At 68.6% G+C, this 26789-nt stretch carries 26 protein-coding genes and 1 pseudogene; 15 read left to right on the top strand and 12 right to left on the bottom strand.

Annotated elements, in window-relative coordinates; translation table 11 throughout:
* Positions 1–39: 39 nt before the first annotated feature.
* A complete protein-coding gene (locus E0H75_RS24330) occupies positions 40–1008 on the top strand; it encodes a gluconeogenesis factor YvcK family protein (protein ID WP_131516078.1) in 969 nt (322 codons plus the stop codon).
* A gap of 3 nt (positions 1009–1011) precedes the next feature.
* On the opposite strand, the gene E0H75_RS24325 is transcribed toward E0H75_RS24330, so the two are convergent.
* Both E0H75_RS24325 and E0H75_RS24320 read right to left on the bottom strand, forming a co-directional pair.
* Positions 1012–1431, bottom strand: a complete 420-nt coding sequence (locus E0H75_RS24325) for a hypothetical protein (protein ID WP_131515930.1) — start codon at positions 1429–1431, stop codon at positions 1012–1014.
* Positions 1425–1760 carry a sigma factor-like helix-turn-helix DNA-binding protein gene (locus tag E0H75_RS24320; RefSeq protein ID WP_131515929.1) on the bottom strand — a complete coding sequence of 112 codons (336 nt, stop codon included), beginning with the start codon at positions 1758–1760 and terminating at the stop codon, positions 1425–1427. Before E0H75_RS24320 ends, E0H75_RS24325 begins: the two co-directional genes overlap by 7 nt.
* A gap of 135 nt (positions 1761–1895) precedes the next feature.
* Between E0H75_RS24320 and whiA the strand changes: the two genes are divergently transcribed.
* The 8 genes from whiA (at position 1896) to E0H75_RS24280 (ending at position 8779) form a co-directional block, all read left to right on the top strand.
* The gene (gene whiA / locus E0H75_RS24315) at positions 1896–2879 is read left to right on the top strand and encodes a DNA-binding protein WhiA (protein ID WP_131515928.1); all 984 of its coding nucleotides are present in this window, start codon (positions 1896–1898) and stop codon (positions 2877–2879) included.
* A gap of 206 nt (positions 2880–3085) precedes the next feature.
* Positions 3086–4093 carry a type I glyceraldehyde-3-phosphate dehydrogenase gene (gap, locus tag E0H75_RS24310; RefSeq protein WP_131515927.1) on the top strand — a complete coding sequence of 336 codons (1008 nt, stop codon included), beginning with the start codon at positions 3086–3088 and terminating at the stop codon, positions 4091–4093.
* A gap of 87 nt (positions 4094–4180) precedes the next feature.
* Positions 4181–5383, top strand: a complete 1203-nt coding sequence (locus E0H75_RS24305; RefSeq protein WP_131515926.1) for a phosphoglycerate kinase — start codon at positions 4181–4183, stop codon at positions 5381–5383.
* Positions 5384–5388: 5 nt separating this feature from the next.
* On the top strand, positions 5389–6195 hold the full coding sequence (gene tpiA / locus E0H75_RS24300; protein WP_131515925.1) for a triose-phosphate isomerase: 807 nt from the start codon (positions 5389–5391) through the stop codon (positions 6193–6195).
* Positions 6192–6425, top strand: coding sequence for a preprotein translocase subunit SecG (gene secG, locus E0H75_RS24295; protein WP_131356951.1), 234 nt, complete (start codon positions 6192–6194; stop codon positions 6423–6425). The genes tpiA and secG overlap by 4 nt, the downstream gene beginning before the upstream one ends.
* A gap of 16 nt (positions 6426–6441) precedes the next feature.
* Positions 6442–6801 (top strand): RNA polymerase-binding protein RbpA, encoded by a 360-nt coding sequence (locus tag E0H75_RS24290; RefSeq protein WP_131515924.1) that lies wholly within the window; start codon positions 6442–6444, stop codon positions 6799–6801.
* Between the two features lie 104 nt (positions 6802–6905).
* The gene (locus E0H75_RS24285; RefSeq protein WP_131515923.1) at positions 6906–7886 is read left to right on the top strand and encodes an SMP-30/gluconolactonase/LRE family protein; all 981 of its coding nucleotides are present in this window, start codon (positions 6906–6908) and stop codon (positions 7884–7886) included.
* Between the two features lie 38 nt (positions 7887–7924).
* Entirely contained in the window at positions 7925–8779 is an 855-nt protein-coding gene (locus tag E0H75_RS24280; protein ID WP_131515922.1) for an LLM class flavin-dependent oxidoreductase, read from the top strand.
* Between the two features lie 82 nt (positions 8780–8861).
* Here E0H75_RS24280 and E0H75_RS24275 read toward each other — a convergent pair whose 3' ends face one another.
* The gene (locus E0H75_RS24275) at positions 8862–9065 is read right to left on the bottom strand and encodes a cold-shock protein (protein ID WP_012921273.1); all 204 of its coding nucleotides are present in this window, start codon (positions 9063–9065) and stop codon (positions 8862–8864) included.
* Positions 9066–9503: 438 nt separating this feature from the next.
* Here E0H75_RS24275 and E0H75_RS24270 point away from each other — a divergent pair, with 438 nt between their 5' ends.
* Positions 9504–9779: a protealysin inhibitor emfourin gene (locus E0H75_RS24270; RefSeq protein ID WP_131515921.1), complete on the top strand. Its 276-nt coding sequence runs from the start codon at positions 9504–9506 to the stop codon at positions 9777–9779.
* Here the strand turns inward: E0H75_RS24270 and E0H75_RS24265 are convergent.
* The 4 genes and pseudogenes from E0H75_RS24265 to E0H75_RS24255 form a co-directional block, all read right to left on the bottom strand.
* Positions 9776–11233, bottom strand: coding sequence for a beta-N-acetylhexosaminidase (locus E0H75_RS24265; protein ID WP_272948925.1), 1458 nt, complete (start codon positions 11231–11233; stop codon positions 9776–9778). The two genes, E0H75_RS24270 and E0H75_RS24265, sit on opposite strands and share 4 nt — an antisense overlap.
* A gap of 44 nt (positions 11234–11277) precedes the next feature.
* Complete coding sequence (locus E0H75_RS44675) at positions 11278–11622, bottom strand: fructosamine kinase family protein (protein ID WP_272948924.1); 345 nt, start codon at positions 11620–11622, stop codon at positions 11278–11280.
* A complete protein-coding gene (locus E0H75_RS24260) occupies positions 11511–12050 on the bottom strand; it encodes a fructosamine kinase family protein (protein ID WP_202873140.1) in 540 nt (179 codons plus the stop codon). Before E0H75_RS24260 ends, E0H75_RS44675 begins: the two co-directional genes overlap by 112 nt.
* Positions 12010–13176: pseudogene (locus E0H75_RS24255) on the bottom strand (MFS transporter). Before E0H75_RS24255 ends, E0H75_RS24260 begins: the two are co-directional and overlap by 41 nt.
* A 90-nt stretch (positions 13177–13266) precedes the next feature.
* Between E0H75_RS24255 and E0H75_RS44250 the strand changes: the two are divergent.
* Positions 13267–13893 carry a CGNR zinc finger domain-containing protein gene (locus tag E0H75_RS44250; RefSeq protein WP_131515917.1) on the top strand — a complete coding sequence of 209 codons (627 nt, stop codon included), beginning with the start codon at positions 13267–13269 and terminating at the stop codon, positions 13891–13893.
* A 191-nt stretch (positions 13894–14084) separates the two neighbouring features.
* Positions 14085–14501: a VOC family protein gene (locus tag E0H75_RS24240; protein ID WP_131515916.1), complete on the top strand. Its 417-nt coding sequence runs from the start codon at positions 14085–14087 to the stop codon at positions 14499–14501.
* Positions 14502–14554: 53 nt separating this feature from the next.
* On the opposite strand, the gene E0H75_RS24235 is transcribed toward E0H75_RS24240, so the two are convergent.
* On the bottom strand, positions 14555–15301 hold the full coding sequence (locus E0H75_RS24235; RefSeq protein WP_131515915.1) for a phytanoyl-CoA dioxygenase family protein: 747 nt from the start codon (positions 15299–15301) through the stop codon (positions 14555–14557).
* A gap of 69 nt (positions 15302–15370) precedes the next feature.
* Between E0H75_RS24235 and E0H75_RS24230 the strand changes: the two genes are divergently transcribed.
* Together E0H75_RS24230 and E0H75_RS24225 are read left to right on the top strand one after the other, a co-directional pair.
* Positions 15371–16213: a helix-turn-helix transcriptional regulator gene (locus E0H75_RS24230; protein WP_131515914.1), complete on the top strand. Its 843-nt coding sequence runs from the start codon at positions 15371–15373 to the stop codon at positions 16211–16213.
* Between the two features lie 58 nt (positions 16214–16271).
* Positions 16272–19094: an AfsR/SARP family transcriptional regulator gene (locus tag E0H75_RS24225; RefSeq protein WP_131515913.1), complete on the top strand. Its 2823-nt coding sequence runs from the start codon at positions 16272–16274 to the stop codon at positions 19092–19094.
* Here the strand turns inward: E0H75_RS24225 and E0H75_RS24220 are convergent.
* A complete protein-coding gene (locus E0H75_RS24220) occupies positions 19070–20284 on the bottom strand; it encodes an outer membrane protein assembly factor BamB family protein (protein WP_165553996.1) in 1215 nt (404 codons plus the stop codon). The two genes, E0H75_RS24225 and E0H75_RS24220, sit on opposite strands and share 25 nt — an antisense overlap.
* Before the next feature lie 53 nt (positions 20285–20337).
* Positions 20338–21183, bottom strand: a complete 846-nt coding sequence (locus E0H75_RS24215) for a DinB family protein (protein WP_165553994.1) — start codon at positions 21181–21183, stop codon at positions 20338–20340.
* 64 nt (positions 21184–21247) lie between these two features.
* Between E0H75_RS24215 and E0H75_RS24210 the strand changes: the two genes are divergently transcribed.
* Positions 21248–22189 carry a helix-turn-helix transcriptional regulator gene (locus E0H75_RS24210; protein ID WP_131515910.1) on the top strand — a complete coding sequence of 314 codons (942 nt, stop codon included), beginning with the start codon at positions 21248–21250 and terminating at the stop codon, positions 22187–22189.
* On the opposite strand, the gene hrpA is transcribed toward E0H75_RS24210, so the two are convergent.
* Positions 22186–26118: an ATP-dependent RNA helicase HrpA gene (hrpA, locus tag E0H75_RS24205; protein ID WP_131515909.1), complete on the bottom strand. Its 3933-nt coding sequence runs from the start codon at positions 26116–26118 to the stop codon at positions 22186–22188. The genes E0H75_RS24210 and hrpA overlap by 4 nt on opposite strands.
* Before the next feature lie 202 nt (positions 26119–26320).
* On the bottom strand, positions 26321–26722 hold the full coding sequence (locus tag E0H75_RS24200) for a universal stress protein (RefSeq protein ID WP_131515908.1): 402 nt from the start codon (positions 26720–26722) through the stop codon (positions 26321–26323).
* Positions 26723–26789 lie beyond the last annotated feature (67 nt).

Here is a 26789-nt window from a genome sequence, read left to right as displayed (position 1 = left end):
GACTCTGCCCGCGGAGAGCACGGGCCGGGCCGCTCCGGCGTGCAGTCTGGGGGGCGACCCCCAGGCCCCCGCTCAGCTCCCCGGGTCGTCGCTCTGGGTGGGGGGCATGGTTTGGCAGCCTCTCTGTCCGCACTTCGTCATGTCACCGACCAGCTGACCGCGGTCGTCACCGTCGCCGACAACGGCGGCTCGTCGGGGCGGTTGCGTCGCGAGCTCGGTGTGCTGCCGCCCGGTGATCTGCGGATGGCGCTGGCCGCTCTGTGCCGCGACGACGAGTGGGGCCGGACGTGGGCCGACGTACTGCAGCACAGGTTCCGTAGCAACGGTGAGCTGCACGATCACGCGGTCGGCAATCTGCTGATCGTCGCGTTGTGGGAGTTGCTCGGCGAAGCAGTCGACGGACTCGACTGGGTGGCCCGGCTGCTCGGCGCACAAGGCCGCGTCCTGCCGATGTCCGCCGTACCGCTGGACATCACCGCGCGCGTGCTCGGGCTGGTTCCGGACCATCCGGAGGAGATCACCGAGATCCGCGGCCAGGCCGAGGTCGCGACGACGGAGGGACAGGTCGTCGATGTCGCCCTCGACCCGGCCGATCCACCGGCTTGTCCCGAGGCGCTGGTCGCTATCGCCGAGGCCGACTGGGTAGTGGTCGGCCCGGGCTCGTGGTTCACCTCAGTGATCCCGAACTTGCTGGTCCCGGCGTTGTGCCGCGGTCTCGAGCAGACCAGCGCCCGCCGGCTGCTGACGCTGAACCTGGGGGAGCAGAAGGGCGAGACCGACGGCTTCTCGCCCGAGACCCACATCGAGGTGCTGGCCGCGCACGCACCGGATCTCCGCATCGACGTCGTCCTCGCCGACGAAGGCCACGTGCCCGATCCGGCGTCCCTTCGCCGTACGGCGGAATCCCTCGGCGCCGACCTGGTCATCGCCGACATCGCCGACGACGACCGTCAGCTGCACCACGCTCCGGACAAACTCGCCAAGGTCTACCGGGAGATCTTCGCCTGACGATCAGCGAGCCGGCAGTGAATCGAAGAAGCGCTGGTGTTCATAGACCTTCCGACCGTGGGCGTCGTACGCCCTGACGGTGGAGATCCCGGGCTTGGAGCCGTCGGACTCCCTCAGGTTCATCGATCCCAACGTGAAGTAGCCGTCCTTGCCGCGCAGTGCCTCCCGGGGGCCGGGCTCGCCGTACACGTCGACCAGGAGCCGGGTCGTGCCCGGCGGGAGCAGGAGTTGCGGAGCGACCTCACCGCCGCTGCGTCCGCCGTGGAAGGCTTTGAGATACAGGTCCGTGGTGAGCGAGAACGCCGCGTACGCCGGGCTCTTGCCTCCGTCCGAGAACGTCTTGATCCCGCACTCGATGCCGTCCTGGTGATTCGGGGAGGCGAGAACCGCGGTGAAGTCGTCGCCGGAGCCCGTCTTCAGCAAGACCGTCCAGCCCGGTGCCACCGGCCCGGACCAGGGGCCTCCTGCCTGCAACAGGTTCGCGCGCTGCGTGACGCCGGCGTCGTCGAGACCGACCTTGCGGTCTGCGCGAGGCTCAGGTCCGCGTAGTGCCGCAGTACGACGCAGGCCCGTTGGCTCGGCGGCAGCGCGGCGAGTGCCCGCACCACGAGCAGACGGTGCCGGTACACACTCACGAGTGCGTCCTGCGCGGCGTCCTCGGCACGATGCCAGTCGCCACACATCAGGTACGCCGTACGGCGCAGTCTGGGCATGGTCACCGCGGTGAACTCGTCCTCGTCGCGTCGTCTCATCCGGCCTCCTCACAGGTGTCGATGAGGGAATGCGGCGAGTTGTTCGCAAGGTTGCACCGCCCGTAACAGATCGGCCGGGTGGCCGTTGGAGTTGCAGCCCCGAGGGTCTTTGACAGCGGTGGGAGGATGGCGTTCATGGCGATGACAGCACAGGTGAAGTCCGAGTTGACCAGTATTCAGGTCACAAAACCCTGTTGCCGCAAGGCCGAGGTGTCCTCCGTGCTGCGGTTCGCGGGCGGTCTGCACCTCGTCTCCGGGCGGATCGTCATCGAAGCCGAACTGGACAGCGGCGCCGCGGCCCGCCGGCTACGCAAGGACATCGCCGAGATCTTCGGCCACCCGTCGGACGTCGTCGTGATCTCCCCGTCCGGAATCCGGAAGCAGACGAAGTACGTCGTTCGCGTGGTTCGCGACGGTGATGCGCTGGCCCGCCAGACCGGGCTGGTCGACAACCGCGGCCGTCCGGTCCGCGGCCTTCCGCCGGCCGTCGTTTCCGGCGCCTCCTGTGACGCGGTGGCCGCCTGGCGTGGTGCCTTCCTGGCACACGGCTCTCTGACTGAGCCGGGCCGGTCGTCCTCGCTCGAGGTGACCTGCCCCGGTCCCGAGGCCGCTCTCGCGTTGGTCGGTGCTGCCCGGCGACTCGGCATTGGTTCGAAGGCTCGCGAAGTACGCAATGTCGACCGCGTGGTGATCCGCGACGGCGACGCGATCGGTGCGTTGCTGACCCGGCTCGGTGCGCACGAGTCGGTGCTGGCGTGGGAGGAGCGGCGGATGCGTCGCGAGGTCCGGGCGACGGCGAACCGGCTGGCCAACTTCGACGACGCGAATCTGCGCCGTTCCGCGCGTGCCGCGGTCGCGGCCGGTGCACGTGTCGAGCGGGCGCTGGAGATCCTGGGCGACGACGTGCCCGATCACCTGCAGGTGGCGGGCAAGCTGCGGCTCGAGCACAAGCAGGCGAGTCTCGAGGAGCTCGGTCAGTTGCACGAGCCGGCCCTCACCAAGGACGCGGTCGCCGGCCGGATTCGTCGCCTGCTGGCGATGGCGGACAAGCGCGCCGCCGACCTCGGCATCCCGAACACCGAGGCGAACCTGACGCCGGAGATGCTCGACCCGGCCTGATCCAGATACCAGGCAGTCAACTGGTCTTCACCTGGCGGCCCCGGATGGTTTCCGGGGCCGTTCTGCGTGCCGCTGGTTCGCTCGGCAGGACGTCGCGGGCGGGGTGGTCTGCTGTGGACGCTACCAGTTGGCCAAGTGGGCTGTTGGGCTAGTGTTCGGGGTGAAGCGGCAGTGCTCGAAAGCTAGTTCTGAGGAGACGCAGTCCCGTGACCGTACGCGTAGGTATCAACGGCTTCGGCCGGATCGGCCGTAACTTCTTCCGCGCCGTGCAGGCGTCCGGTGCCGACATCGAGGTCGTCGCCGTCAATGACTTGACCGACAACCAGACCCTCGCTCACCTGCTGAAGTACGACTCGATCCTGGGCCGCTTCCCGGGCGAGGTCTCCGCCACCGACGACGACATCACCGTCGCCGGCAAGAGCTTCAAGGCGTTCGCCGAGCGCGACCCCGCGAACCTCAAGTGGTCCGACGTCGGCGCCGACGTGGTGATCGAGTCGACCGGCTTCTTCACCGACGCCGGCAAGGCCAAGACGCACGCTGACAACGGCGCCAAGAAGGTCATCATCTCCGCCCCGGCGAAGAACGAGGACCTGACCGTGGTGATGGGCGTGAACCACGACCTCTACGACGCCGAGAAGCACACCGTGATCTCGAACGCGTCCTGCACCACCAACTGCATCGCCCCGCTGGCCAAGGTTCTGAACGACGCGTTCACGATCGAGAAGGGTCTGATGACCACGATCCACGCGTACACCCAGGACCAGAACCTGCAGGACGGCCCGCACAAGGACCTGCGCCGCGCCCGCGCCGCCGCGCTGAACATCGTCCCGACCTCGACCGGCGCCGCGAAGGCGATCGGCCTGGTGCTGCCCGAGCTGAAGGGCAAGCTGGACGGCTACGCGCTGCGGGTCCCGGTCCCGACCGGTTCGGCCACCGACCTGACCGTCACCGTAGGCCGTGAGGTCACCGTGGACGAGGTCAAGGAGGCCTACAAGGCCGCGGCCGCCGAGGGCAGCCTGAAGGGCTACCTGACCTACACCGAGGACGAGATCGTCTCGACCGACATCGTCACCGACCCGGCGTCCTGCATCTTCGACGCCGGCCTGACCAAGGTGATCGGCAACCAGGTCAAGGTCGTCGGCTGGTACGACAACGAGTGGGGCTACTCGAACCGCCTGGTCGACCTGGTCAACCACGTCGGCGCCTCGCTCTGACGCGTCCCGTTCACGTTGCGTCCGGAGAACTGTGGCTTCGCGCCACGGTTCTCCGGACGTTAGCCGTTTCTTCGAAGGAAGCTGACAGTGAAGACGATTGAGGAACTGGGCGACGTGGCCGGCCTGCGGGTGCTGGTCCGCTCCGACCTGAACGTGCCGATCGACGGCGAGACGATCGGCGACGACGGCCGGATCCGGGCGTCGCTGCCGACGCTGGTCCAGCTGGCCAAGGCCGGCGCCAAGGTGATCGTGACCGCGCACCTCGGCCGCCCGAAGGGCACGCCGGACCCGAAGTTCACCCTGGCCCCGGTGGCCAAGCGGCTCGGCGAGTTGCTGCAGCCCGAGGGCATCACCGTGCACTTCGCCGCCGACGTCACCGGTGACAGCGCACAGGAAGCCGTCCAGGAGCTGGACGAGGGCGAGGTCCTGCTGCTCGAGAACGTGCGGTACGACCCGCGCGAGGAGAGCAAGGACGAGGCACAGCGAGGTGCGCTGGCCGAGGAGCTGGCCGCGCTGGCCGATGTGTTCGTCAGCGACGGCTTCGGTGTCGTGCACCGCAAGCAGGCCAGTGTGTACGACGTCGCGCGCCAGCTGCCGCATGCCGCGGGTGGCCTGGTGCTGGCAGAGGTCGACGTACTGAAGAAGCTGACCGAGAGCCCGCAGCGCCCGTACGTCGTCGTGCTCGGCGGCGCCAAGGTGTCGGACAAGCTCGCGGTGATCGACAACCTGCTGGCCAAGGCCGACAAGCTGCTGATCGGCGGCGGCATGGTCTTCACGTTCCTGAAGGCGCAGGGACACGAGGTCGGCAAGAGCCTGCTCGAGGACGACCAGCTGGACACGGTCAAGGGCTACCTGGAGACCGCGAAGGCCAAGGGCGTCGAGATCGTGCTGCCGACCGACATCGTGGTCGCGCCCGAGTTCAAGGCGGATTCGCCGGCGACCGTCGTGGCCGCGGACGCGATCCCGGCCGACCAGCTCGGCCTGGACATCGGCCCGGACTCCGCCAAGGCGTTCGCCGCCGAGATCGCCGGGGCGAAGACGGTGTTCTGGAACGGCCCGATGGGTGTCTTCGAGATGGAGGCGTTCGCGGGTGGAACCAAGGCCGTCGCGCAGGCGTTGACCGAGGTGGACGGGCTGAGCGTGGTGGGTGGCGGTGACTCCGCCGCGGCCGTGCGCCAGCTAGGCTTCGCGGACGACGCGTTCGGGCACATCTCCACCGGTGGTGGGGCGTCGCTCGAGTACCTGGAGGGCAAGGAGCTCCCGGGCCTCGCAGTACTGGAAGAGGACTGACACTGATGGCAGATGCTGCCCGTACGCCGTTGATGGCGGGCAACTGGAAGATGAACCTCAACCATGTTGAGGCCGTGCACCTGCTGCAGAAGCTGTCGTGGACGCTGCAGGACAAGAAGCACGACTTCGAGCGGGTGGAGGTCGCGGTGCTTCCGCCGTTCACCGACATCCGCAGCGTGCAGACGCTGGTCGACGGTGACCGGATGAAGATCAAGTATGGCGCCCAGGACGTGTCGGTGCACGACGCCGGCGCGTACACCGGCGAGATCTCGGCGGCGATGCTGTCCAAGCTCGGCTGCACCTATGTGCTGGCCGGGCACTCCGAGCGCCGGCAATACCACCACGAGACCGACGCGGTGGTGAACGCCAAGGCAGCCAAGGTGCTCGAGGCTGGGCTGATCCCGATCGTCTGTGTGGGCGAGGGTCTGGAGATCCGGCAGGCCGACGGTCACGTCGAGCACTGCGTCAACCAGATCGACGGCGCGCTGGTCGGGCTGAAGGCGGACGACGTTCGCAAGCTCGTCATCGCCTACGAGCCGGTCTGGGCGATCGGCACCGGCGAGGTGGCCACCCCGGAGGACGCGCAGGAGGTCATCGCGGGGATCCGGGGCCGGCTGGAGGAGACGTTCTCACCCTCGGTGGCCGACTCGGTACGGATTCTTTACGGTGGATCGGTGAAGATGGCCAGCGTAGGTGGCATCATGGCCCAACCGGACGTGGACGGTTGCCTGGTGGGCGGTGCCAGCCTGCAGGTCGACGAGTTCGCCGGAATCTGCCGTTACCTGGACCTTCAGTTAGGCTACTCCTCGTGATTCTCGCTTTCTCGATCGTCGTGATCATCTGCAGCCTGATCCTCACGCTGCTCGTGCTGCTGCACAAAGGCCGCGGTGGCGGTCTGTCCGACCTGTTCGGTGGCGGTGTGTCGTCCAGCCTGGGCGGCTCATCGGTCGCGGAGCGGAACCTGGACCGGATCACGATCGGCATCGGTCTGGTCTGGTTCGCTGCCATCGTGGCGCTCGGCCTGCTCTACAAGCTCGGCTGAGGGGGAGTAGGTTCCCGTGGCTGGTGGTGGTAGTGCGATTCGTGGCAGCCGGGTCGGTGCGGGCCCGATGGGCGAGGCGGAGCGCGGCGACACCGCGCCCCGGCAGCGCATCGTGTTCTTCTGTGCGAACGGGCACGAGACCGCGACGGTGTTCGCCGTCGAGGCAGCGATCCCGGAGGCGTGGGACTGTCCGCGGTGCGGTCTGCCGACCAGCACCGATGTGAACAACCCGCCCCCGCCGCCGAAGATCGAGCCCTACAAGACGCACCTGGCGTACGTGAAGGAACGGCGCAGCGAGCAGGAGGCGGCCGAGATCCTCGAAGAGGCGCTCGAAAAACTCCGCGCCCGCCGCGCCCGCGGCGAAGTCATCTTCTGACCCCCGAACGCCCAGCCCGGACCGATCCCCAAATCGGCCCGGGCTGTCGCATTTCGTGCTGACCCACTGACAGGCAGTGCGACGTACGCGTTAGGGTCGGCGGCATGAAGTCTTCGATCTCGCCGGTTCGTTGGACGCCGCCGCAGGCCGCCGCGGTTCGTCACCCGAAGAACATTGAAGTGGAGACGGTGGCGTTGCCGGGGCAAGGGCCGGAGGACACGCTGATCGATGACGACGGGAGTGTGCTGACCGGTCTGCTCGACGGGCGGATTCTGCGGGTCAGCGCGGACGGCAAGACGATCACCACTGTCGCGGACACCGGTGGGCGTCCGCTCGGGCTCGAGTGGTTGCCGGACGGCACGGTGCTGATCTGCGATGCGAACCGCGGCCTGCTGACGCTGGACAAGGACGGCCGGATCGCGACGCTGCTGGCCGAGATCGACGGCCGGCCGATGCGCTTCTGCAACAACGCGGATGTGATGCCGGACGGCACGATCTACTTCACCGACTCGTCGACGCGCTTCGGCGTCGACGAGTGGATGGCCGACCTGCTCGAGCATTCCTCGACGGGCAGTGTGTATCGGCTGACCCCGGACGGTCAGGTCACCCTATTGGCGACCGGCCGATCGTTCCCGAACGGCGTGGCGCTCAGCGGTGACCGCCGGACGCTCTTCTGGGCCGAGAGTGGGACGTACGGACTGTTCAAGCTCGACCTCACCGATCCAGAGCCCGACCCGGTACAGGTGGCCGCGATTCCGGGGCTGCCCGACAACATCGCGCGCGGCTCGGACGGCCTGATCTGGGTGGCGATCGGCTCGCCGCGCAACGCGCTCCTGGACCTACTGCTGCCGAAGTCGCCTGTTTTCCGCAAGCTCGTCTGGCAGTTGCCCGAAGCCCTCAAACCCAAGGCCGCCGACATCATCGAGATCCAGGCGTACGACGACAACGGCACGCTGGTGCACGACCTCCGCGCCAAGCACCCGAACTTCCACATGCCCACCGGCGTACGCGAGCGGGACGGGAAGGTGTGGTTGGGCAGCATCGGTACGAGTTCCCTGGCCACGTTCCCGACCCCGGCGAGGTAGCAGAAGTCGCAGCCATCGGGGCGTACTAGGGTGCGGGCATGCGATTCGGGATCACGATCCTGCCGGAGTACCGGTGGAAGGACGCGGCGCCGCGATGGCGGCGAGCGGAGGAACTCGGCTTCGACCATGTCTGGACCTACGACCATCTGACCTGGGGCGGCCTGCAGGACTCGCCGTGGTACGGCACGACGCCGACGCTGACCGCGGCGGCGCTGGTGACGTCGACGATCCGGCTGGGCACGTTCGTGACGTCGCCGAACTTCCGCCATCCGCTCGCGCTGACCCGCGACATCCTGGCCCTCGACGACGTGTCGGACGGGCGCTTCCTGTGCGGCATCGGCTCGGGCGGCGGCATCGACGCGACGATCCAGGGCGGTCCGGAGCTGACCGCCCGGGAGAAGGTCGACCGGCTCACGGAGTTCGTCGAGTTGCTCGACAAGCTGCTGACGACCGACGGCGTCGACTACCTGGGCGAGTACTTCGAGACCCGCAACGGCAGGACGTTGCCGGGATGCGTGCAGCAGCCACGAGTGCCGTTCATCATGGCCGCGAACGGCCCGCGGTCGCTCCGGCTCGCCACGAGGTACGGCACCGGCTGGGTGACGACCGGCCTGAAATCGCCCGACTTCGACACGTGGTTCGCGTCCGTCGTCGACCTCAGCCATCGGCTGGACGACGTACTCGAGAGCAAACCGTTCGACCGCTACCTGGCCCTGGACTCGGCTCGCTACTCACTGACCAGCGTGGCGGCGTTCGAGGACATCGTCGGCCGTGCGGGGGAGTTGGGCTTCACCGACGTCATCACCCATTGGCCCCGCGCCGAAGGCGTCTACGCCGGCAGCGAGGACGTCCTGGAGCAGGTTGCCGCCGAGATCATCCCCCAGTACCGCTAGGGCGCCGGGATGGCGAAAGAGCCGCACACCGGGATGGTGTGCGGCTCTTTCATTTCAGTTTCGAGAAGGGTTGATCCAGAGATCAGATCGGGCGGATGTTCTCCGCCTGCAGGCCCTTCTGGCCCTGGGTGATCTCGAACTCGACGCGCTGGTTCTCGTCCAGCGAGCGGAAGCCCGAGGTCTGGATGGCCGAGTAGTGCGCGAACACGTCCGCGCCACCGTCATCCGGGGTGATGAAGCCGAAGCCCTTGTCAGCGTTGAACCACTTGACAGTACCGACAGCCATTTGTGTCTATCTCCTTGATGGCTTGTAACAAACCGCGACCCACACCTCATGAGCCACGTGTCGCCGAAAGGCCCCAGAAGACAGAACCGGCCATGCAGCACAGCGAAAGTCAGTGGGAGTCCAAAAGTGCAACGCGATAACTGTAGCCGATCTGGGGCCGCGTGGAAGGGGTGACCACGAACACGTGTCGCTAATAGTCGCCGCCCGCCACGCTGTGTGTGCGCACCGATCCACCTTCTCCGTGACCCCGGCGTACGCCGAATCCCGCGCCGACCTGCTGATTCGCGGCCGGCGCCGGGTCCTGGCCGCTGGCAACGAAGGACATTTACCCGGTACGCCGGGTGATGGTCGCGCGAACCTGACCGGGTTTCCCGGCGTGTCGCGCGGCTCTGGACATTCGTTGCGCGGCGCGCAAAGGTGTGCCCCGAGGAGGCACTCTTGATCGTCAAAGTGACCCGCAGTGGCGGTTTCGCCGGGCTGATGGCACACGGTGAACTCGACACGAGCGCCGAACCGGACGCCGGCAAGCTGGAGGATGCCGTGCGTGCGCTCGACCAGGGCAAGCTCGGCTCTGGCCGTCCGCAACCGGACCGGTACGTCTACCGGCTCGAGGTGCGTGACGCCGCAGGAGCGGACGCCACGCACCTCACCGTGGCCGAGCAGGACGTGGACCAGACCACCGCGTGGCTGCTGGACCGCGTCCTGGGGCGCTAGCTCCAGTCGACCTCAGGAGCGCGGTAGTAGTTCACGTTCAGCACGTCCCAGCGCGCCGCCTGGCCGGCCAAGCGTGCCCTGTACGACTCCCAGTCCAGCGCGGACGCCGGCGACCACCCGAGCTCGGCGATGCCTGGCAGCCGCGGGAACGCCATGTACTCGATCTTCGACATGTCGTCGAAGGTCTCCGACCACAGCGGAGCCTCCACGCCGATCACGGCGCTCTCGGGCAGGTCCGGGATCAGCGTCGCCGGGTCCCAGCGATAGGCCTTCTCCACGCTCACCAGACCGGCCCAGTCGAGGCCGTACGGCGTGTCCTGGTCGTACTTCATGTCCAGGTACGCCCGGTTGGCCGGTGACATCACCACCTCGGCGCCGCCGGCCGCCGCCTGACGGGTCAGCTCTCGCGACCGGTCGTCGTCGGTACCCCAGTACTGCAAGATGCTTCCGGCCGGCAGCGGGGCATCGGCGATCTCGTGCCAGCCCATCACCCGCTTGCCGTGCTTGACGACCAATTCGGCCGCCTTCGGCACGAACGTGAGGTAGTCCGAGTGCGGAGTCGAGTGCGCCTCGTCACCACCGAGGTGGATGACGTCGCCCGGCGTCTGCTCGGCCACCTCCCGGAACACATCGTCCAGGAAGTCGTAGGTGACGTCCTTGTGCACCGCGAGCGAGCTGAACCCGACCTCGGTGCCGGTGAAGTACTCCGTCGCCTCGCCGTCGGCGTTGAGCTCGGGGTACGACGTCAGCGCCGCGTTGGTGTGGCCCGGGGTGTCGATCTCCGGGACCACGGTGACGAACCGCTCGGCGGCGTACAGGACGATCTCGGCGAAGTCGGCCTTGGTGTAGTGGCCGCCCGGGCCGCCACCGACCTCGGAGCTCGCTCCGTGCTTGGTCAGCTCCGGCCAGGAGTCCACCTGGATCCGCCAGCCCTGGTCGTCGGACAGATGCAGGTGGAGCCGGTTGAGCTTGTAGAGCGACGCGAGGTCGATGCACCGCTTGACCTCGGCGACCGAGCGGAAGTGCCGGGACACGTCGAGCATGACGCCGCGGTACGGGTAGCGCGGTGCGTCGGCGATCGTCGTACCGGCGATCTCCCAGGGACCGGACTGCTCCGTGCCGGCATCCGCCGCGGCCGGGAGCAGCTGACGGAGCGTGGTCACGGCCCGGAAGAGGCCCTCGGCCGTGGCCGCGGTGAGCGTCACTGCCGAGTTGTCGACGCGGAGCTCGTAACCCTCCGCACCGAGCGAGTTCGGCCCGTCGGTCGAGAGGGTGATGGTGCCGGTGCCCGGCTCGACGGGCAAGGGGAAGCCGGTGGACAGGCGGAGCTGGGCGGCGAGCTGGTCAGCCACCCAGGTGGCGGCCTCCTCGCTGCTGAGTACGCCGACAGTCGCCGTGGACTGCAGCGTGAAGGTCTGGTCGGGCAGGGGGTTCTGGGTGACAGGCTGCGGAATCAGGGTGGGCTCCGGTGATCGCGGGGGAGTAGTTAGGAAGAGTCTTATCCATACTTGTGTGCCATGGCGATCGCCTGCGGGACATAACTCCCGCCGAACATCACCACATGGGTCAGCAACGGGTGCAGCCGGTGCAGTCCGACCCGGTCACGCCAGCCGTCCGCGAGCGGGTGCACCTCGTCGTACGCGCGCAGGACTCGCTCGAGCTGTGTCATGCCGAAGAGGCCGAGCATGGCCAGGTCCGTCTCGCGGTGGCCGCCGTGCGCGGCCGGGTCGATCAGATGTACGCCGTTCGCACTCCACAGGACGTTGCCCGACCAGAGGTCACCGTGGATCCGGCTCGGCGGCTCGAGGGGTCGTCGTACTCGCCGGCTGTCAGTCGCCTGCAGACGAGCTCGAACACCTCCAGCTGGTGTCCGTCGATCGTGCCGCTGTCGTACGCCGCCCGCAGGTACGGCCGGAGCCGGAGGTTGGCGTAGAACTCACCCCACGACTTCAGCGGCTCCACCGCATGCGGCAACCCGATCGTGCCGATGTACCCGTCCCCGTCCCACCCATCCGGCGGTACGCCGAAGTGCCGCGCACCGGCGTCGTGAGTGACCGCAAGCTGCCGACCGAACTCGTCCGCGGCCGCGCCGGTCGGCCCAACCAGGTCCAGCCGGACCGTGCTCAGGTGGTCGCTGGAGACGTCGACCAGCTTGGCCACAGGTACGCCGCCCGGTACGGCGAGCCAGCGCAGGCCGGCGGCCTCGACCTCGAAGAACCCGTGGGGCGCGTCATGCCGCCTCTTCACAAACCTGTCGCTCAGGACGGTCATGTTCGCACTCTGCCACCCGGACCCGGCGCCGAGCCAGCACCGGCTCGGCCAGCATCGTCACGAGTGCCACAGCGGTCAGAATCGCGCCCACCAGCGCCACGCTGCGGACGCCGGCACCGTCGATCAGTCCGCCACCGATGAACGCTCCCGCGCCGATGCCGACGTTGAAGGCTGAGCTGGTGCTCGCCGAGGCGATGTCCGTGCTGCCCGGCGCCACCTGCAGCGTCCGGCTCTGCGTCGCGCTGAAGGCCAGACCGGTCGCAGTGATGAGGATGACCGTGGCCACCTTGTGGTCCCCGAGCGCGTAGAGCCCAGCGAGCGCGCAGGTCAACAGCACGAGCGGCAGCACCAGTGACGCCCACGGCCGCCGGTCGATCACCCGGCCGACAAGCAGTGTGCCCGTCAGCCCGCCCAGTCCGCTGGCGAGCAGCATCGGACCGAGCGCATCGGACGAGAAGCCACTGATGTCCAGCAGGAACGGCGTGACGTAGGTGTTGAACGTCAGGAACCCAGTCACCCCGATGGCAGCAGTCACGATGAGTACGGCGAACCGTCGGCCGTCCGGCTCCCAGCCCCGGCTGGAGGCACCGTCACGCACCTCGACCCGCGGCAGCAAGGCCGTCAGCCCGAGACAGGTGGCCGCTCCGAGCACCGCCATCACCACGAACGGAACCCGCCAGCCGGCCTGCTCGCCCAGCCACGTGCCCAGCGGGATACCGAGCACCGGTGCCAGTGCCGTGCCGATGGCGAGTCTGGCCACCACTCGACCGCGATGCGTAGGTGGGAACAGACCGGTCGCGATCGGCGCGACGATGGATCAGAACAACGCCTGCGCGAGAGCGGTGAACAGCCGCGAGACGAGCAGCACCTCGTAGCTCTGGGCCAGCGCCGCCAGTCCGGCCGACAGTGCGAGGATGGCCAGCGTGCCGCTGATGACCAGCCGGCGGGGCAGCCGGTGCGTGAGCCGGGTCAGCGGTATCGACGCCAGCACCACGACCACGGCGTACCCGGTGACGAGGAGGCCGACGTCCGAGCGGGAGCGGCCGAGGTCGTCGGCCATCACCGTGAGCAGGCCGATCGGCAGCACCTCGACCGTGACGAACGAGAACGTCCCGAAGGCGAGCATGAGTAGCGCGGCACCCGCTCGGCGTGACGTGATGGGCATGACCTCACCTGTGATTCCGGTCTAAGGATCTATGGTGGTAGCGTCTCATCCATGACCGACAGTTCGGCCGAGGTGTTCCGGATCGTGGGTGGCCATCCCGCCCTCGACCTGGTGAACACGGTCTCGCCGCGGTTGGCCGGCGGGCAGGACCATCTGTCCGGTCCGTCCGAGTTGCTGGCCTGGAGCCGACGGATCGAGATCCTGACCGACGACGAAGTCAGTGCCGTCTCCGCGGCCTGGGGGAGCAGACCGGGTCTGGGGGAGTCGGCCTTGCGTGCGACGGTCGAGATCCGCGAAGCGACGTACTCCGTGCTGGCTGCCAGGCTATCGGATTCCCCGCCGCCACAGGGGTCTGAGTTCGAACAGTTGATGCTGCGCTGGGCGGCGGCAGCGGCCCGTTCCGCGCTCGTGCCCGGTGCCGGCGCGGTCGCCGACCTCGTCGTGGGGACGGCGCCGGCGCGGATGATCCCGGACCGCCTGGTGGCCGCCGCGGTCGAGTTGCTGCGGACGGTCGAACTGCGGCAGTTGCGCGCCTGCCCGATCGACGACGGTGGGTGCGGCTGGCTGTTCCTCGACCGGAGCCGGAACGGCTCGCGCCGCTGGTGCTCGATGGACGACTGCGGCACCCGGGTGAAGATCCGCAAGCTGTCCGAACGGCGTCGCGCTACCACCGTCTAGGAGTTATGCCGGTAGTTCTGGTGGCTGCTCACTGTCCGCGATCGGCTGAGGGGTCAAGAAGGCGTGTCGAAAGATGCGAAGTGTCCGTCGGACCTGTCATCGTAGGCGGCCGGGCCTTCCGACCACGACGGGCCTGGCCGGTCCTGCCCCAGACAGGGGCGGGCAGTTGGTGAACAGAAGCTGGAGGACAGATGACGCAGGTGGCAGAGCAGCCGGGCAGTACTGCCGGGCGGCTCGGCTCGGTGGTGCTGGATTGCCCGGACCCACTCGAGCTCGCCCAGTTCTACTCGGCGCTGCTGGGGCTGGACATCGACGAGAACGGTGACGACGACTGGCGGAGCCTGACCGGCCCCGGTTCGTCACTGGGCTTCTCGACGCTGGCCTTCCGCCGCTCGGAGCAGTACGTGCCGGCCACCTGGCCCGGCACCGACGCGCAGGATCTCCATCTCGACCTCATCGTCGAGGACATGTCCAGCGGCCACGCCACCGTGGTCGCCCTCGGGGCCGAACCGCTCGACCCCCTGGACCCGCCACCGGCCGGCAACGGTCGCGACTGGCGGATCTACGCCGACCCCGCAGGGCACCCGTTCCGGATCTGCCTCGAGTAAGGCGAACGTCCAGTGCCCGTCCCGGCCACCGGCCGGGGCGGGCGCTCGCTGTGTCAGACCCACGCACTGCTTCCGGTGAACGGGAAGTGCGTGCCCTCGACGTACTTCGGCCGCGGCTGGTAGCTGTTGACTCCCGGCTCGCCGCGCAGGTGGAAGGCGCTCGGGTACGGCACCTCCGGGTCCGTGATCCGCGTCGACGTCGGGATGTAGCGGATCGTCAGCCCGCACCGCCGGTTCGGCGAGGTGTTCGCGTTGGAGCCGTGCACGATGTTGGGGTGGTGCACCTCGACGTCACCCGGCGCGAGCACCATGTCGACTGCCTTCGACTCGTCGACCTCGACCGCGATCTCCTTGCCGAGAACGCTCTCCACCTCGGTGTTGTCGCGCATCCCGGCCACTCCCGAGCGGTGGCTGCCCGGGACCACCCGGACGCAGCCGTTCTCGGGTGTGGAGTGGTCGACCGCCAGCCACAGCGTCACGACCTTCATCGGGTCGAGCGGCCAGAACGCGGCGTCCTGGTGCCACAGCACCGGCTGACCGGAGTACGGCGGCTTGGAGATGTAGTGCGACGCGAACAGGGCGAGATCGGGACCGACGAACCGCGACGCGATGTCGAGCAGCCGGTCGTCACTCACCAACCGCACCCAGAACGGGTCGTCGCGCAGGTACACGTGCCCGAGTTGTTCCGGCCGTACGTCGGGGTGCCGGGCCTGCAGCCACTCGACATGATCATTCACTTCCTTGATCAGGGCCGGGTCGATGACATCGCGGAAGATCACATAACCGTCGTCTTCGAACATGTCTCCATGCTGCGGTCTGGAGACATCGGCTACTAGCAGCAAGCTGACGAGAACTTGTAGGGTGTTGATGTGGATCAGGCGCTGCGCTTCGAGTCGCACGCGTTCGGCCGGCCGTTTCACGCGGCCCGCGTCCGGATCGCCGCGCGAGCGCGTGACACCGAACTGCACACCCATGCGGACTTCCACGAGTTGATGGGCGTGGTGTCCGGCAGCGGAGAGCACCTGTTGACCACAGGGACGCAGGGTCTTGTGGCCGGTGACGTCGTACTCGTGCGGCCGCAGGATCAGCACGCGGTTCGCGGCGCGGCACCTGACGGGCTCGAGTTCGTGAACGTCGCCTTCCCGAGTTCGGCCTGGCGGGGCTTCCTCGACCTGACCAGGACCAACCCGACCGGGAGCTGGGCCACGGCACGTGGACCCGTGGCCTTCCACACGCCCGCCGCGATCGCCGTGTTCGAACACGCCTTGGACCGCTTCCAGGACGAGCCCGGCGCCTACGATCTGATGCGCTTCTGGATCGACCTGCTGCCACTCGTCTCGCCGGAGGAGCTCGCCTCACCGGCGGGCAGCCCCACGGCACCGGACTGGCTGTCGAAGGCCTGCCGGTCGATGCGGGCCGAGGAAAATCTGCGCGGCGGGGTACCGCGGCTCCTCGAGCTGTCCGGTGTCAGCCCGGCCCACCTGTCCCGCTCGATGCGGTCGGCCTATGGGCGTACGCCGACCGCCTTTGTCGCCGATCTCCGCCTGGAGCACGCCGCATCGTTGCTCGCAGCAACCAACGATCCGGTCGCCGTGATCGCGGCCCGCTGCGGATTCACCAGCCAGTCGTACTTCACCCGCTGCTTCACCGCCGCCCATGAGCTCTCGCCCCGGGACTTCCGCCGTCGCTCACAGCGAGCGTTCGTGCCGTAGCGGGTGAACCACGGAGGGCGGTCATCCGTTGGTGAAAGTGAGGACGGGAGGGCGCACTGTGCGGTTCAAGGTGCTCGGACCGCTGGAGATTCGCGACGGCCGCGGCGAGCCGATGCAACTCGGCTCGGCGAAGCTGCGCGCCGTCCTCGCAGTGCTCCTGGTGAGCGCGAACCGTCCGTTGCCCGCCGGTCGGCTGGTCGAAATGGTGTGGCCCGACCGCCGGCCACCGACTGCGATCGGGGCGCTTCGCACCTACGTCTCGACGCTGCGCCGCGACCTGCAGCTGAACGACGCACCACCGCGGCTGGTGACCGACGCGGCCGGTTACCGGATGGATGTGACCGCTGCTGACCTCGACCTGCTCGCGTTCGAGGAGCTCACCACCCGCGGCGAGCAGGCACTACGGGACGGCGACCCGAAGGCCGCCACGGAGTTGCTGAGCCGGGGACTCGCCCTATGGCGTGGCCGCCCGCTCGAGGACGTAGCGGTCGACGCGGACCCCAACGGCCGGCTCGTCGTTGCTGCGGAACGGCGTCTGGCCGCCAGCGAGGCCCTGGTCGACGCCCGTCTCGCAATCGGGCAGCACACTGAACTCACCGCCGAGCTATGCGCTCTGGTCGAGGAGAACCCACTCCGCGAACGGCTCTGGCAACAGTGGATGCTCGCGCTCTACCGCTCCGGCCGTCAGGCCGATGCGCTCGCCGCCTTCCGCCGTCTCCGCGACCGCCTTGCCGGTGAGCTCGGGACAGAGCCGGCCCGCGCAGTTCGCGACCTGCACGCGCAGATCCTGGCCGCGGACCCCAAGCTCGAGCTGCCCGGCGAGGTCTCGCGGGGAACGCGGACCGTGGTTCCTCGCCAGCTCCCGGCCGACGCCGCCTCCTTCACAGGCCGCAGCACCGAGCTGACCGAACTCGCGGATCTGCTACGAGGAGACCCCGACGACCGCATCCCGCCGATCGGTGCGCTCGACGGAGTCGCGGGCATCGGCAAATCCGCGCTCGCCGTCCATGCAGCGCATCTCGTCGCGAGCGGCTTCCCGGACGGGCAGTTGTACGCCGACCTGTCCTCGGACAGTACGGCGATCGGAGCGCTCGGCCGGTTCCTGCGGGCACTCGACGTACCTGACGGTGGGCGGTACGACGTGACCGAGGCAGCCAGTCGCTTCCGGGCCGAGACGGCGACCCGGCGCGTGCTCGTCGTACTGGACAACGCGACGGACGCTGCTCAGGTACGACCGTTGCTGCCGGCCGGACCTGGATGCGCGGTGCTGGTGACCAGTCGCCGGGTGCTTGCGACGCTGGACGGCGTACGTCATCTGCACCTCCACCCGTTGGCTCCTAGCGAGTCCACGACGCTGCTCGGGCGGTTGGCCGGCGCTGCTCGGATCGCAGCGGATCCGGCTGCCGCGCGGAAGCTGGTCGGGTTGTGCGGGGGACTGCCGTTGGCGGTGCGGATCGCCGGAGCTCGGTTAGCGGCACGGCCCACCTGGCCGGTCCGCACCCTGACCGATCGGCTGGCGAACGCCCGCAGCCGCCTCGACGAGCTGCGCGCGGATGACCTCGACGTTCGGGCCTCCCTGCAGGTCGGTCACCGGCTGCTGGCGGACGGATCGGCTGACGAGCGTGCAGCAGCTTCGGCCTTTGGGTTGCTCGGTCTGCCCGACGCAGCGGATCTGAGTACGCCGTTCGCCGGACGGCTGCTCGGATCAGTGGACGCGACGCCGGTGCTGGAGTTGCTGGTCGACGCGCAGTTGCTGGAGAGCCCGGCGCCGGGTCGGTACCGGCTGCACGAGCTCCTACGGCTACTGGCCCGTGAGGTCGCGGGGACGCGCTCGGTTGACGAGAGGTCTGCCGCACTGACGCGGGCGACCCGCTGGCAGGTTGCCACCGCGTGGAGTGGACACGCGATGCTGCGTCCGGGTGATCCGCGGTTGGACACCGCTGGTGGGTGGGCCGATGGTGGCATGCCGTTCAATGGAGTCAGGGCAGCGCTGGAGTGGTTCGAGACCGAACGTGCCAACTTGCTGGCCGGTGCCGAGCAGGCCGCCGCGACCGACGGCGTACCGGACGAGATCCCTGGGCAGTTGGCGCGGGCGCTGTTCGCGTTCTTCCACATCCGCGGTCATCGGGCCGACTGGATCCGGCTCAACCAGACCGCGTTGGCGGTCGCACGCCGCACCAAGGACGGGTACGCCGAAGGGTTCGCGCATCGCGACCTGGGTGCGGCGTACGAACTGCAGGGCGACTTCGATCAGGCCGCGGGACACCTGCGCGCGGGCCTGCGATTGTTCACTGAGGCAGATGACGACACCGGCCGGGCGTCGTGCCTGAACGGGCTCGGCACTGTCTACGACAGCCTGCAACGCTATGGCCAGGCCGCGGATTGCCTGTCGGAGGCGCTGTCGATCGCCCGCCGGCTCGGTGACCCGCACAGCCAGGGCGTCTACCTGAACAACCTCGGTCCGGTCTTGGGGCAGCTCGGCCGGTATGACGAAGCGCTTGGACAGCTCGCCGAGTCAGGAGCGATCTTCGCCGAGCTCGGCAACCGCCGCGGCCAGGCGGCGGCAGTCACGAATCTCGGCGAGGTCCACGAGGCCGCTGGTTCGCCCGGGGAGGCGCTCTCGAGGTTCAGCGCGGGCCTCGCGATCTTCCGCGAGTTGGCCGACGAGGCGGGCCAGGCACATTGCCTGACCCACCTCGGCCTTGCTCATCGCGACGTTGGCCAGGTCGACCGAGCGCTCGAGTGCCTGCGGTCTGCGCTGGCGATCTGTGAACGCACCGACGACCAGCGCGGCGCGGCCCGATGCCTACGACTGATCCGCGAGACTCTTCGCCAGCCCGGGCCGCATGGCGAGGATCAACGACTGAGCGCGAACGAGTAGACGTTCCCACCACCGTTGTCGCCGTACGTCCCTGCGTAGACCTCGCCCTGGGCCACGACCGGTCCGGAGTCGACCGCGCCGGACACCTTCGCGGACCAGAGTCGCTGTCCGTTGGTCGCGCGCAGTGCGTAGACGCTGCGGTCGTCCGATCCGACGTACACGACGCCGTTCGCCACCACCGGCGATGACATCACCACGCCGCCGGTGCGGAAGCTCCACCTGATGGCGCCGCTCGCCGCGTCGAGGGCGAGCACCCGGCGGTCGTTGTTCGTGCCGATGTAGACAGTGCCGTTGACGACCGCCGGCGAGGACTGGAACGACGCGAGGATGTTCGTGCCGTACCGCACCTTCCACCGCTGTACGCCGGTGTCTGCGTTCACGGCGTACACGTTGCCGTCGCGGGAGCCGAAGTACACGGTGCCGTCGACCACGGCCGGTGTCGAGGAGTTGTGCCCGCCGGTCGGGAACGACCACAGGACGGCGCCGGTCGACGCATCCAGGGCGTAGACCTGCTGGTTGAGCGACGCCGCGAACACCTTGCCACCGGCAACGGTCGGGCTCGAGTAGAAGCCGGAACCGCGACCGCCGTTGGGCTTGGCGTCCCAGATCCGCACACCGGTGGCGGCGTCCAAGGCCAGCACCTGGTCCTCGGTGGTGGCGGCGTACACCACTCCGCCGGCGACCACGGGCGATCCGTTGATGTTGCTGATCGATGCTCCGGTGCGCCACTTGGTCGCCCCGGTCATGGCGTCGAAGGCCCAGATCTCGGCTGCTGGCCGGTTGATCCCCAGGTAGACCACGCCGTCGCCGATGGCCGGTGACGTGAACGTCCAGTCGCCGGTCAGGGCACTGTCCGGCTTCGCCCAGAGCTGCTGGCCCGTGGCTGCGTCGAGCGCGTGCAGCCGGCCGTCCAGCCCGCCGACGTACACCCGTCCGTCGGCGGTCGCCGGCGAGGACCAGACACTTCCTCCGATCTTGGTCACCCACTGCTGCCGCAATCCGCTGACGGTCGACACCGACAGCGCTGTCTCGGCAGTGTTGACGCCCTGGTGAGCGGGCCCGTTGCGGAACTGGGGCCAGTCACCGGTCGCGACGGCGCTCGCCGAGGCTGTCCCCACAGCCACCAGCGGCGTCATGACAAGCGCAGCGAGCGCGCACAGGGCCCGCACCCTCAAGAATCGTCCAGTCATGACCCGACGATCCCGCCCCGGCATCAACGATCGATCAAGGCGCCGTGCTCTGATCAGACCGCGGTAAGGAACTCGACGACCTCGGCTTGCTCGAACCACTTCGCCCAGCCGAGAACGTCGGCGCCGTACCGAGAATCGGTCAACGACAGATCGGCGCCATGCTCGACGAGGAATCGCAGCGCGTGCAGTGACCCGGTCCCCGCGGCCAGGTGGGCCGCGGTGATTCCTTGCGCGGTCCGCTCATTGATGCCGAAGCCCAGCCCGGCGAGCTCCGGGACGATCTCCCATCGCTGTGCCGCCGCGGCTTCGGCGAGCAGTGCCGGGCGCTCGGCGGGCGTCACGTCGCCGGCGAGGGCGGCGGCGAAGGGATCCTCGGCTCGCGGTCCCCGGTAGAGGTCGCGGACTGTGCCGACCTCCGCGCCGTGGTGGATGAGTTCGTCCAGGATGTGCAGGGCGAACGAGGTGCCGTCGTTGTCGGCATACGGCCCCGCGATCTCACCCATCGGCCGGTCGAGGTCGTCCTGACTGAGCTCCGCGAGACGCCGACACCAGACGCCGTACGCGTGATCGAGCGCTGCCAACGCGGCCTCGGCCGTTCCCGGGACGGGCGGCGCGCCGTCCTCGCCCGCCGGCTTGTGCCCGAACCAGGTGGCGGTGCGCTCGGCCTGGAGCACGTCGATGAGGTGGGTGATCCGCCAGGCCAGGCTTGTGAAGGGCGGTGGATCGGGTGGGATCCGGGCCAAGTCGAAGCGGAAGCCCGCCGCGGTCTTCCGGACCGACCAGCAGCCGTCGAACGGTTCCCAGAGGTACTCCTCGTCGGTCAGGCGCTCCACTCGGCGACGTATGCGCTGCCAGGCGAAGTCGGAGAGGTCCAGGAGATTCTGCGAAAGCGTTGTCATGGCGCCACCGTAGGACGACCTGCGGACAGGATCGGTCCGCAGGTCGAGGCAGAATGGCCGGACCATGGATACCGCGGCGAGGTTGCTCCGCCTGCTGTCCCTGCTCCAGTCGCGTCTGCAGTGGGACGGGGCCGAGTTGGCAGCGAGGCTCGACGTGACGCCTCGCACCGTGCGGCGTGATGTCGCGCGGCTGAGATCACTCGGCTACCCGGTCGACGCCGAGGCCGGGATCGGCGGTGGCTATCACCTGGGATCCGGCGGTCGCCTGCCGCCGCTGCTGCTCGAGGACGAGGAAGCGGTGGCGATCGCGGTCGGTCTGCGGGTCGCGACCACCACGACGGTGTCGGGCGTGGAGGAGGCGGCGATCTCCGCGATGGCCAAGCTCCACCAGGTGCTGCCCACCCGGTTGCGCGCGCAGGTCGCGGCGATCGGCGCGCACATCACCCAGTTGCCGCAAGGTGAGCTGCCGACTGTCGACGGCGAGGTACTGGTCACGCTGGCGGCCGGCTGCCGTGATGTCGAAGGGATCCGGTTCCGCTACCGCAACCACGGTGGCCTCGAGTCCGACCGCAGCGTCGAGCCGCTGCAGATCGTGCACACCGGCCGGCGCTGGTACCTCGTCGCGCGCGACCGCGATCGGCAGGCTTGGCGAACCTTTCGGGTGGACCGCATCGCCGATCCGCTGCTCACCGGCTCGCGGTACCGCTTCGACGACCCACCCGACCCGGTAGCACTGATCGCCGAAGGCGTTGGAGTCGCACCGTGGCACATCGTCGCCCGGGTGCTGGTGCGCGCCGATGCTGCGACGGTCACGAAGGTCATACCGCCGCAGCAGGGCGTGGTCGAGCCGATCGACGCCGAGACCTGCGAGCTCCGCATCGCCGCGAACGACCTCGGTCCGCTGCTCGGTCAGGTCGTCCGCATCCCGTGGCCATTCGAGATCCTGTCCCCACCCGAACTGCGCACCGCGGCCCAGGAGCTGGGCCGGCGGCTGCTCGACTCCTAGCTCTGGGTCAGCGCCTTGCGGATGCGCTTCTCCGAGACCGGGTACGGCGTACCGAGAGTCTGCGCGAACAGGCTGATCCGCAGCTCCTCCAGCATCCAGCGGACCTCGAGAAGCTCCGGGCTGGGGTACTTGCCGGTCGGTACGGCGTTCAGCCGGGCGCGGTAGTCGGCATCGAGCGTCTGGACGATCGCCATGCCTGAGCGGTCGCGCATCGCGTTGGCGCCGATCTTGTCGAGCCGTTGCTCCATCCCGCGCAGGTAGCGAACGAGATCGGGCAGCCGGGACGCTCCGGTCTCGGTGATGAACCCGGGGTGGACCAACCCTTCCAGCTGGCCGCGAACGTCGGACAAGGCCGCGAGCAGTGCCGGGCTCGATGCCCGCGAGATCAGCTTGTCCACGGTCCGTGCGTGGCCCAGGACCTGCTCGACCTGCCGCAGGATCGTCAGCACCGTGTCCGCGAGTTCGGACCGTACGGCGTCCCGCAGTACGGAGAAGGCGGTCAGGTTCCACGCCGGGCCGTGGGCCGCGGTCATCAACTGGTCGACGGCCGCGGAGATCGCGTCGTCGAGCAGTTCACCGACGTTGCGGTGCGGGCCTGCCATCAGCGTCATCTTCTGCTGGTTGGTCAGGTTCCGCTGGACCACGTCGATCACCGACGGCATGGTCAGCAGCAGGAGCCGGCGGGTGCCGTTCCACATCGCCGCGGCCTGGTCGCGTTCGGTCTCCTGCAGCCTGATCGCGACGGTCTTGCCCTCGTCGACGAGCGCCGGATAGCCGGCGACGGTGAGCCCGTTGCGGTGCTCGGAGAAGCTGCGCGGCAGGTCGCCGAACGTCCAGTCGGTCAGGCCGGACCGCTCCAGGCCGCTGACCGCCTTCGACGCGACCTGCGAGATGGCGGCCTTGGTCTTCGGCTTGAGGCGTTCCTTGAGCTTGGCCAGGTCCTTGCCTTCGGCCACCGTCTTGCGCTTGTCGTCGATCACCCGGAACGTCATCCGCAGGTGCTCCGGCACCCGGCTCCAGTCCCAGTCGGCGGGCTCGATCACCACGTCGCGGAGGTTGCGCAGTTCACGGGCCATCGCGTCGGTCAGTGGTCCGGAGGCCGGGTCGAGGTGGGGGAGGATCTGACGGGCGTGGTCCGGCGCCGGGACGATGTTCCGCCTGATTGCCTTCGGCAAGGACTTGATGAGCGTCGTGACCAGTTCCTCGCGGAAGCCGGGCACGCTCCATTCGAAGCCGTCTGCCGTGACCTGGTTCAGCACCAGCAGCGGGATGTGCACGGTCACACCGTCCGCGTCGGTGCCCGGCTCGAAGGCATAGGTGAGGTCGAAGGTCATCCCGTTCTGCATCCAGTGCAGCGGGAACTCCTCCTCCTTGACCTCGGCTCCCTCACGGACCACCAGCGACCGCTCGAAGTCGAGCAGGTCGGCGTCACGCTGCCGGGCCTTCTTCCACCAGGTGTCGAAGTGCCGCCCGGTGACGACCTCGGCGCCGACACGTTCGTCGTAGAAGGCGAACAGCGTCTCGTCGTCGACCAGCAGGTCGCGCCTTCGAGTGCGCTCCTCGAGCTCCTCGACTTCCTCGACCAGCTTGCGGTTCTCGTGGAAGAACTTGTGGTGCGTGTCCCAGTCGCCCTCGACCAGCGCGTGCCGGATGAACAGTTCCCGGGAGACCTCAGGCTCGACCTTGCCGTAGTTGACCTTGCGCCGCGCCACGATCGGTACGCCGTACAGGGTGACCTTCTCGTACGCCATCACCGCGCCGGCCTTGCGCTCCCAGTGCGGCTCGGAGTACGTGCGTTTGATCAGGTGCTGGGCGATGTCCTCGGCCCACTCGGGTTCGATCTTGGCGTTCACCCGTGCCCACAGTCGCGACGTCTCGACCAGCTCGGCGGCCATCACGAACTGCGGGGGCTTCTTGAACAGCCCGGAGCCGGGGAAGATCGCGAACTTGGTGCCGCGGGCACCGAGGTACTGGTGCTGGTTGGCCGGGTCCTTCATGCCGAGATGCGACAGCAGGCCGGACATCAGCGAGACGTGCACGGCCTGTGGGTCGGCCGCCTCGCCGCTGTTCAGCGTGACACCGATCTGGGACGCGACCTGGCGGAGCTGCGCGAAGATGTCCTGCCACTCGCGGACGCGCAGATAGTTGAGGTACTCGCTGCGGCACATCCGGCGGAACTGGTTGCCGGACAGCTCCTTCTGCTGCTTCTTCAGGTAGTTCCAGAGGTTCAGGAACCCGAGGAAGTCGCTGGTGGGATCGCGGAACCGGGCGTGCGCCTGCTGCGCCTGTGCCTCGGCGTCGGTCGGCCGCTCGCGCGGATCCTGGATCGACAGCGCGGCGGCGATCACCATCACCTCGCGGACACAGCCGTGCTTGTCCGCCTCGGCGATCATCCGGGCCAGCCGCGGGTCGAGCGGGATCTGGGCCAGCTGACGGCCGATCGGAGTGAGCCTGCGGTGCCGCTCGGACGTCTTCGCGGACTCGATCGCGCCCAGCTCGGTGAGCAGTTGCAGGCCGTCGGTGATGCTGCGCTTGTCCGGCTCGTCGATGAACGGGAAGGCTGCGATGTCGCCGAGTCCGATCGACGTCATCTGGAGAATGACGGACGCGAGGTTGGTGCGCAGGATCTCGGGGTCGGTGAACTCGGGCCGGCTCTCGAAGTGCTCCTCGGAGTACAGCCGGATACAGATGCCGTCGCTGGTCCGGCCGGAGCGGCCCTTGCGCTGGTTCGCGCTGGCCTGCGAGACGGGCTCGATCGGCAGGTGCTGGACCTTGGTGCGATGGCTGTACCGCGAGATCCGCGCCGTACCGGGGTCGACGACGTACTTGATGCCGGGGACGGTCAGCGACGTCTCGGCGACGTTGGTCGCGAGGACGATGCGCCGGTTGGAGTGCGGCTGGAAGACGCGGTGCTGCTCGGCGTTGGAGAGCCTGGCGTACAGCGGCAGGACCTCGACTGCGCCGGGCCGGCCGCGCTGGGCGGCGTACTTGTCGTTGAGTGCGTCGGCGGTGTCGCGGATCTCCCGCTCACCGCTGAGGAACACCAGTACGTCGCCCGATGCCTCGTGCTCGAGTTCGTCGACGGCGTCCAGGATCGCCTGGGTCTGGTCGCGGTCCAGCGTGCTCGGGTCGTCCGGGTCGTTGATCGGGCGGTAGCGCACCTCGACCGGGTAGGTCCGGCCGGAGACCTCGACGATCGGGGCGGGGTTGCCCTGGCTGTCGGAGAAGTGTTCGGCGAACCGCTCCGGGTCGATGGTTGCGGAGGTGATGATGACCTTGAGGTCCGGGCGGCGGGGGAGGAGGCGCTTGAGGTAGCCGAGGATGAAGTCGATGTTCAGGCTGCGCTCGTGCGCCTCGTCGATGATGAGCGTGTCGTACCGGCTGAGGTCGCGGTCGCGCTGCAGTTCGTTCAGCAGGATGCCGTCGGTCATGAGCTTCACCAGAGAGCGCTCACTGACCTTGTCGGTGAACCGTACGGCGAAGCCGATGGTCTCGCCGAGCTCCGTGCCGAGCTCCTGCGCGATCCGCTCGGCCACCGTGCGGGCGGCCAGCCGCCGCGGCTGGGTGTGCCCGATCATGCCCTGGATGCCGCGGCCGAGCTCGAGACAGATCTTCGGCAGCTGGGTCGTCTTGCCGGATCCGGTCTCACCGGCGACGACCACGACCTGGTGGTCCCGGATCGCGGCCGCGATGTCGTCCTTCAGCTGGCTGACCGGCAGCTCCGGCGGGTACGTGATCTCGGGCACCGCCAGCCGGCGCAACTCCACCCGCTGCTCGGCCTGCTCCACCGCCCCGAGCACACCCTGCAACGCCTGCTCACGCTTGTGCGCGTCGTTTGTGCCCCGAACCCGCTCCAACCGCCGCCCAAGCTGCTCGCGGTCATACACCGAAAGCCCCTCGAGCCGCCCGACCACGTCACTCAGGTTCACGGTGATGCTGGAGTCCGCCTGGCCGTTCGTGCCACGGTCGGGCGTCGTACCGGAGGGTTTGCTGCCACGACGGCGCCGAGGCCGACGACGCGCGGCAGGATCCTGGACAGGACCGGTATCTGGGGAAGGACTCGACGACTCGGTCCGGGCATCAGGCATAACCCCACCAGTTTAGGCGCCCGACCCCAGCCCCTCACCCGGTTTAGTCGGTGGTTTGGGCTTTGACTGCCAGGACGGGGACTGGGGATTCGAGGAGGACTCTTTGGGCGGTGCTGCCGAGGATGAGTTTGCCGACGGGGCTGCGGCGGCGGAGGCCGAGGACGATCAGGCCGACCTCCTCGGCCGCGGCGGCCTTGAGGAGCTCGCCGGCTACGTCACCCGAGGAAACCGCCTGCTGGATCGTCACCTCGACGCCCAGCTCCCGAAGCCGAGCCTCGGCCGCGGCTAGCTCCTCAGCGTTGGCATAGCGAGCGTCGATGTACGCGTCGCCACGGCTGGTGTTCAGCAGTAGTACCGACGCCCCCCGCAGCTCCGCCTCGGCAGCCGCCACCGTGAGCGCGGCCTCACCCTCGGGAGTTGGCACATAACCGACCAGGATCTTCACAGGCTCACTCTCCCATCTCAGGACCAGCTTGACTCTGACATCGGTGTGAGGCGATAGCGTCGACCGC

This window comes from Kribbella capetownensis, assembly GCF_004331485.1.
GTDB lineage: Bacteria > Actinomycetota > Actinomycetes > Propionibacteriales > Kribbellaceae > Kribbella > Kribbella capetownensis.
The sequence above is the reverse complement of the archived record's forward strand: the minus strand, read 5'-3'. Positions and strand labels throughout refer to the sequence as shown.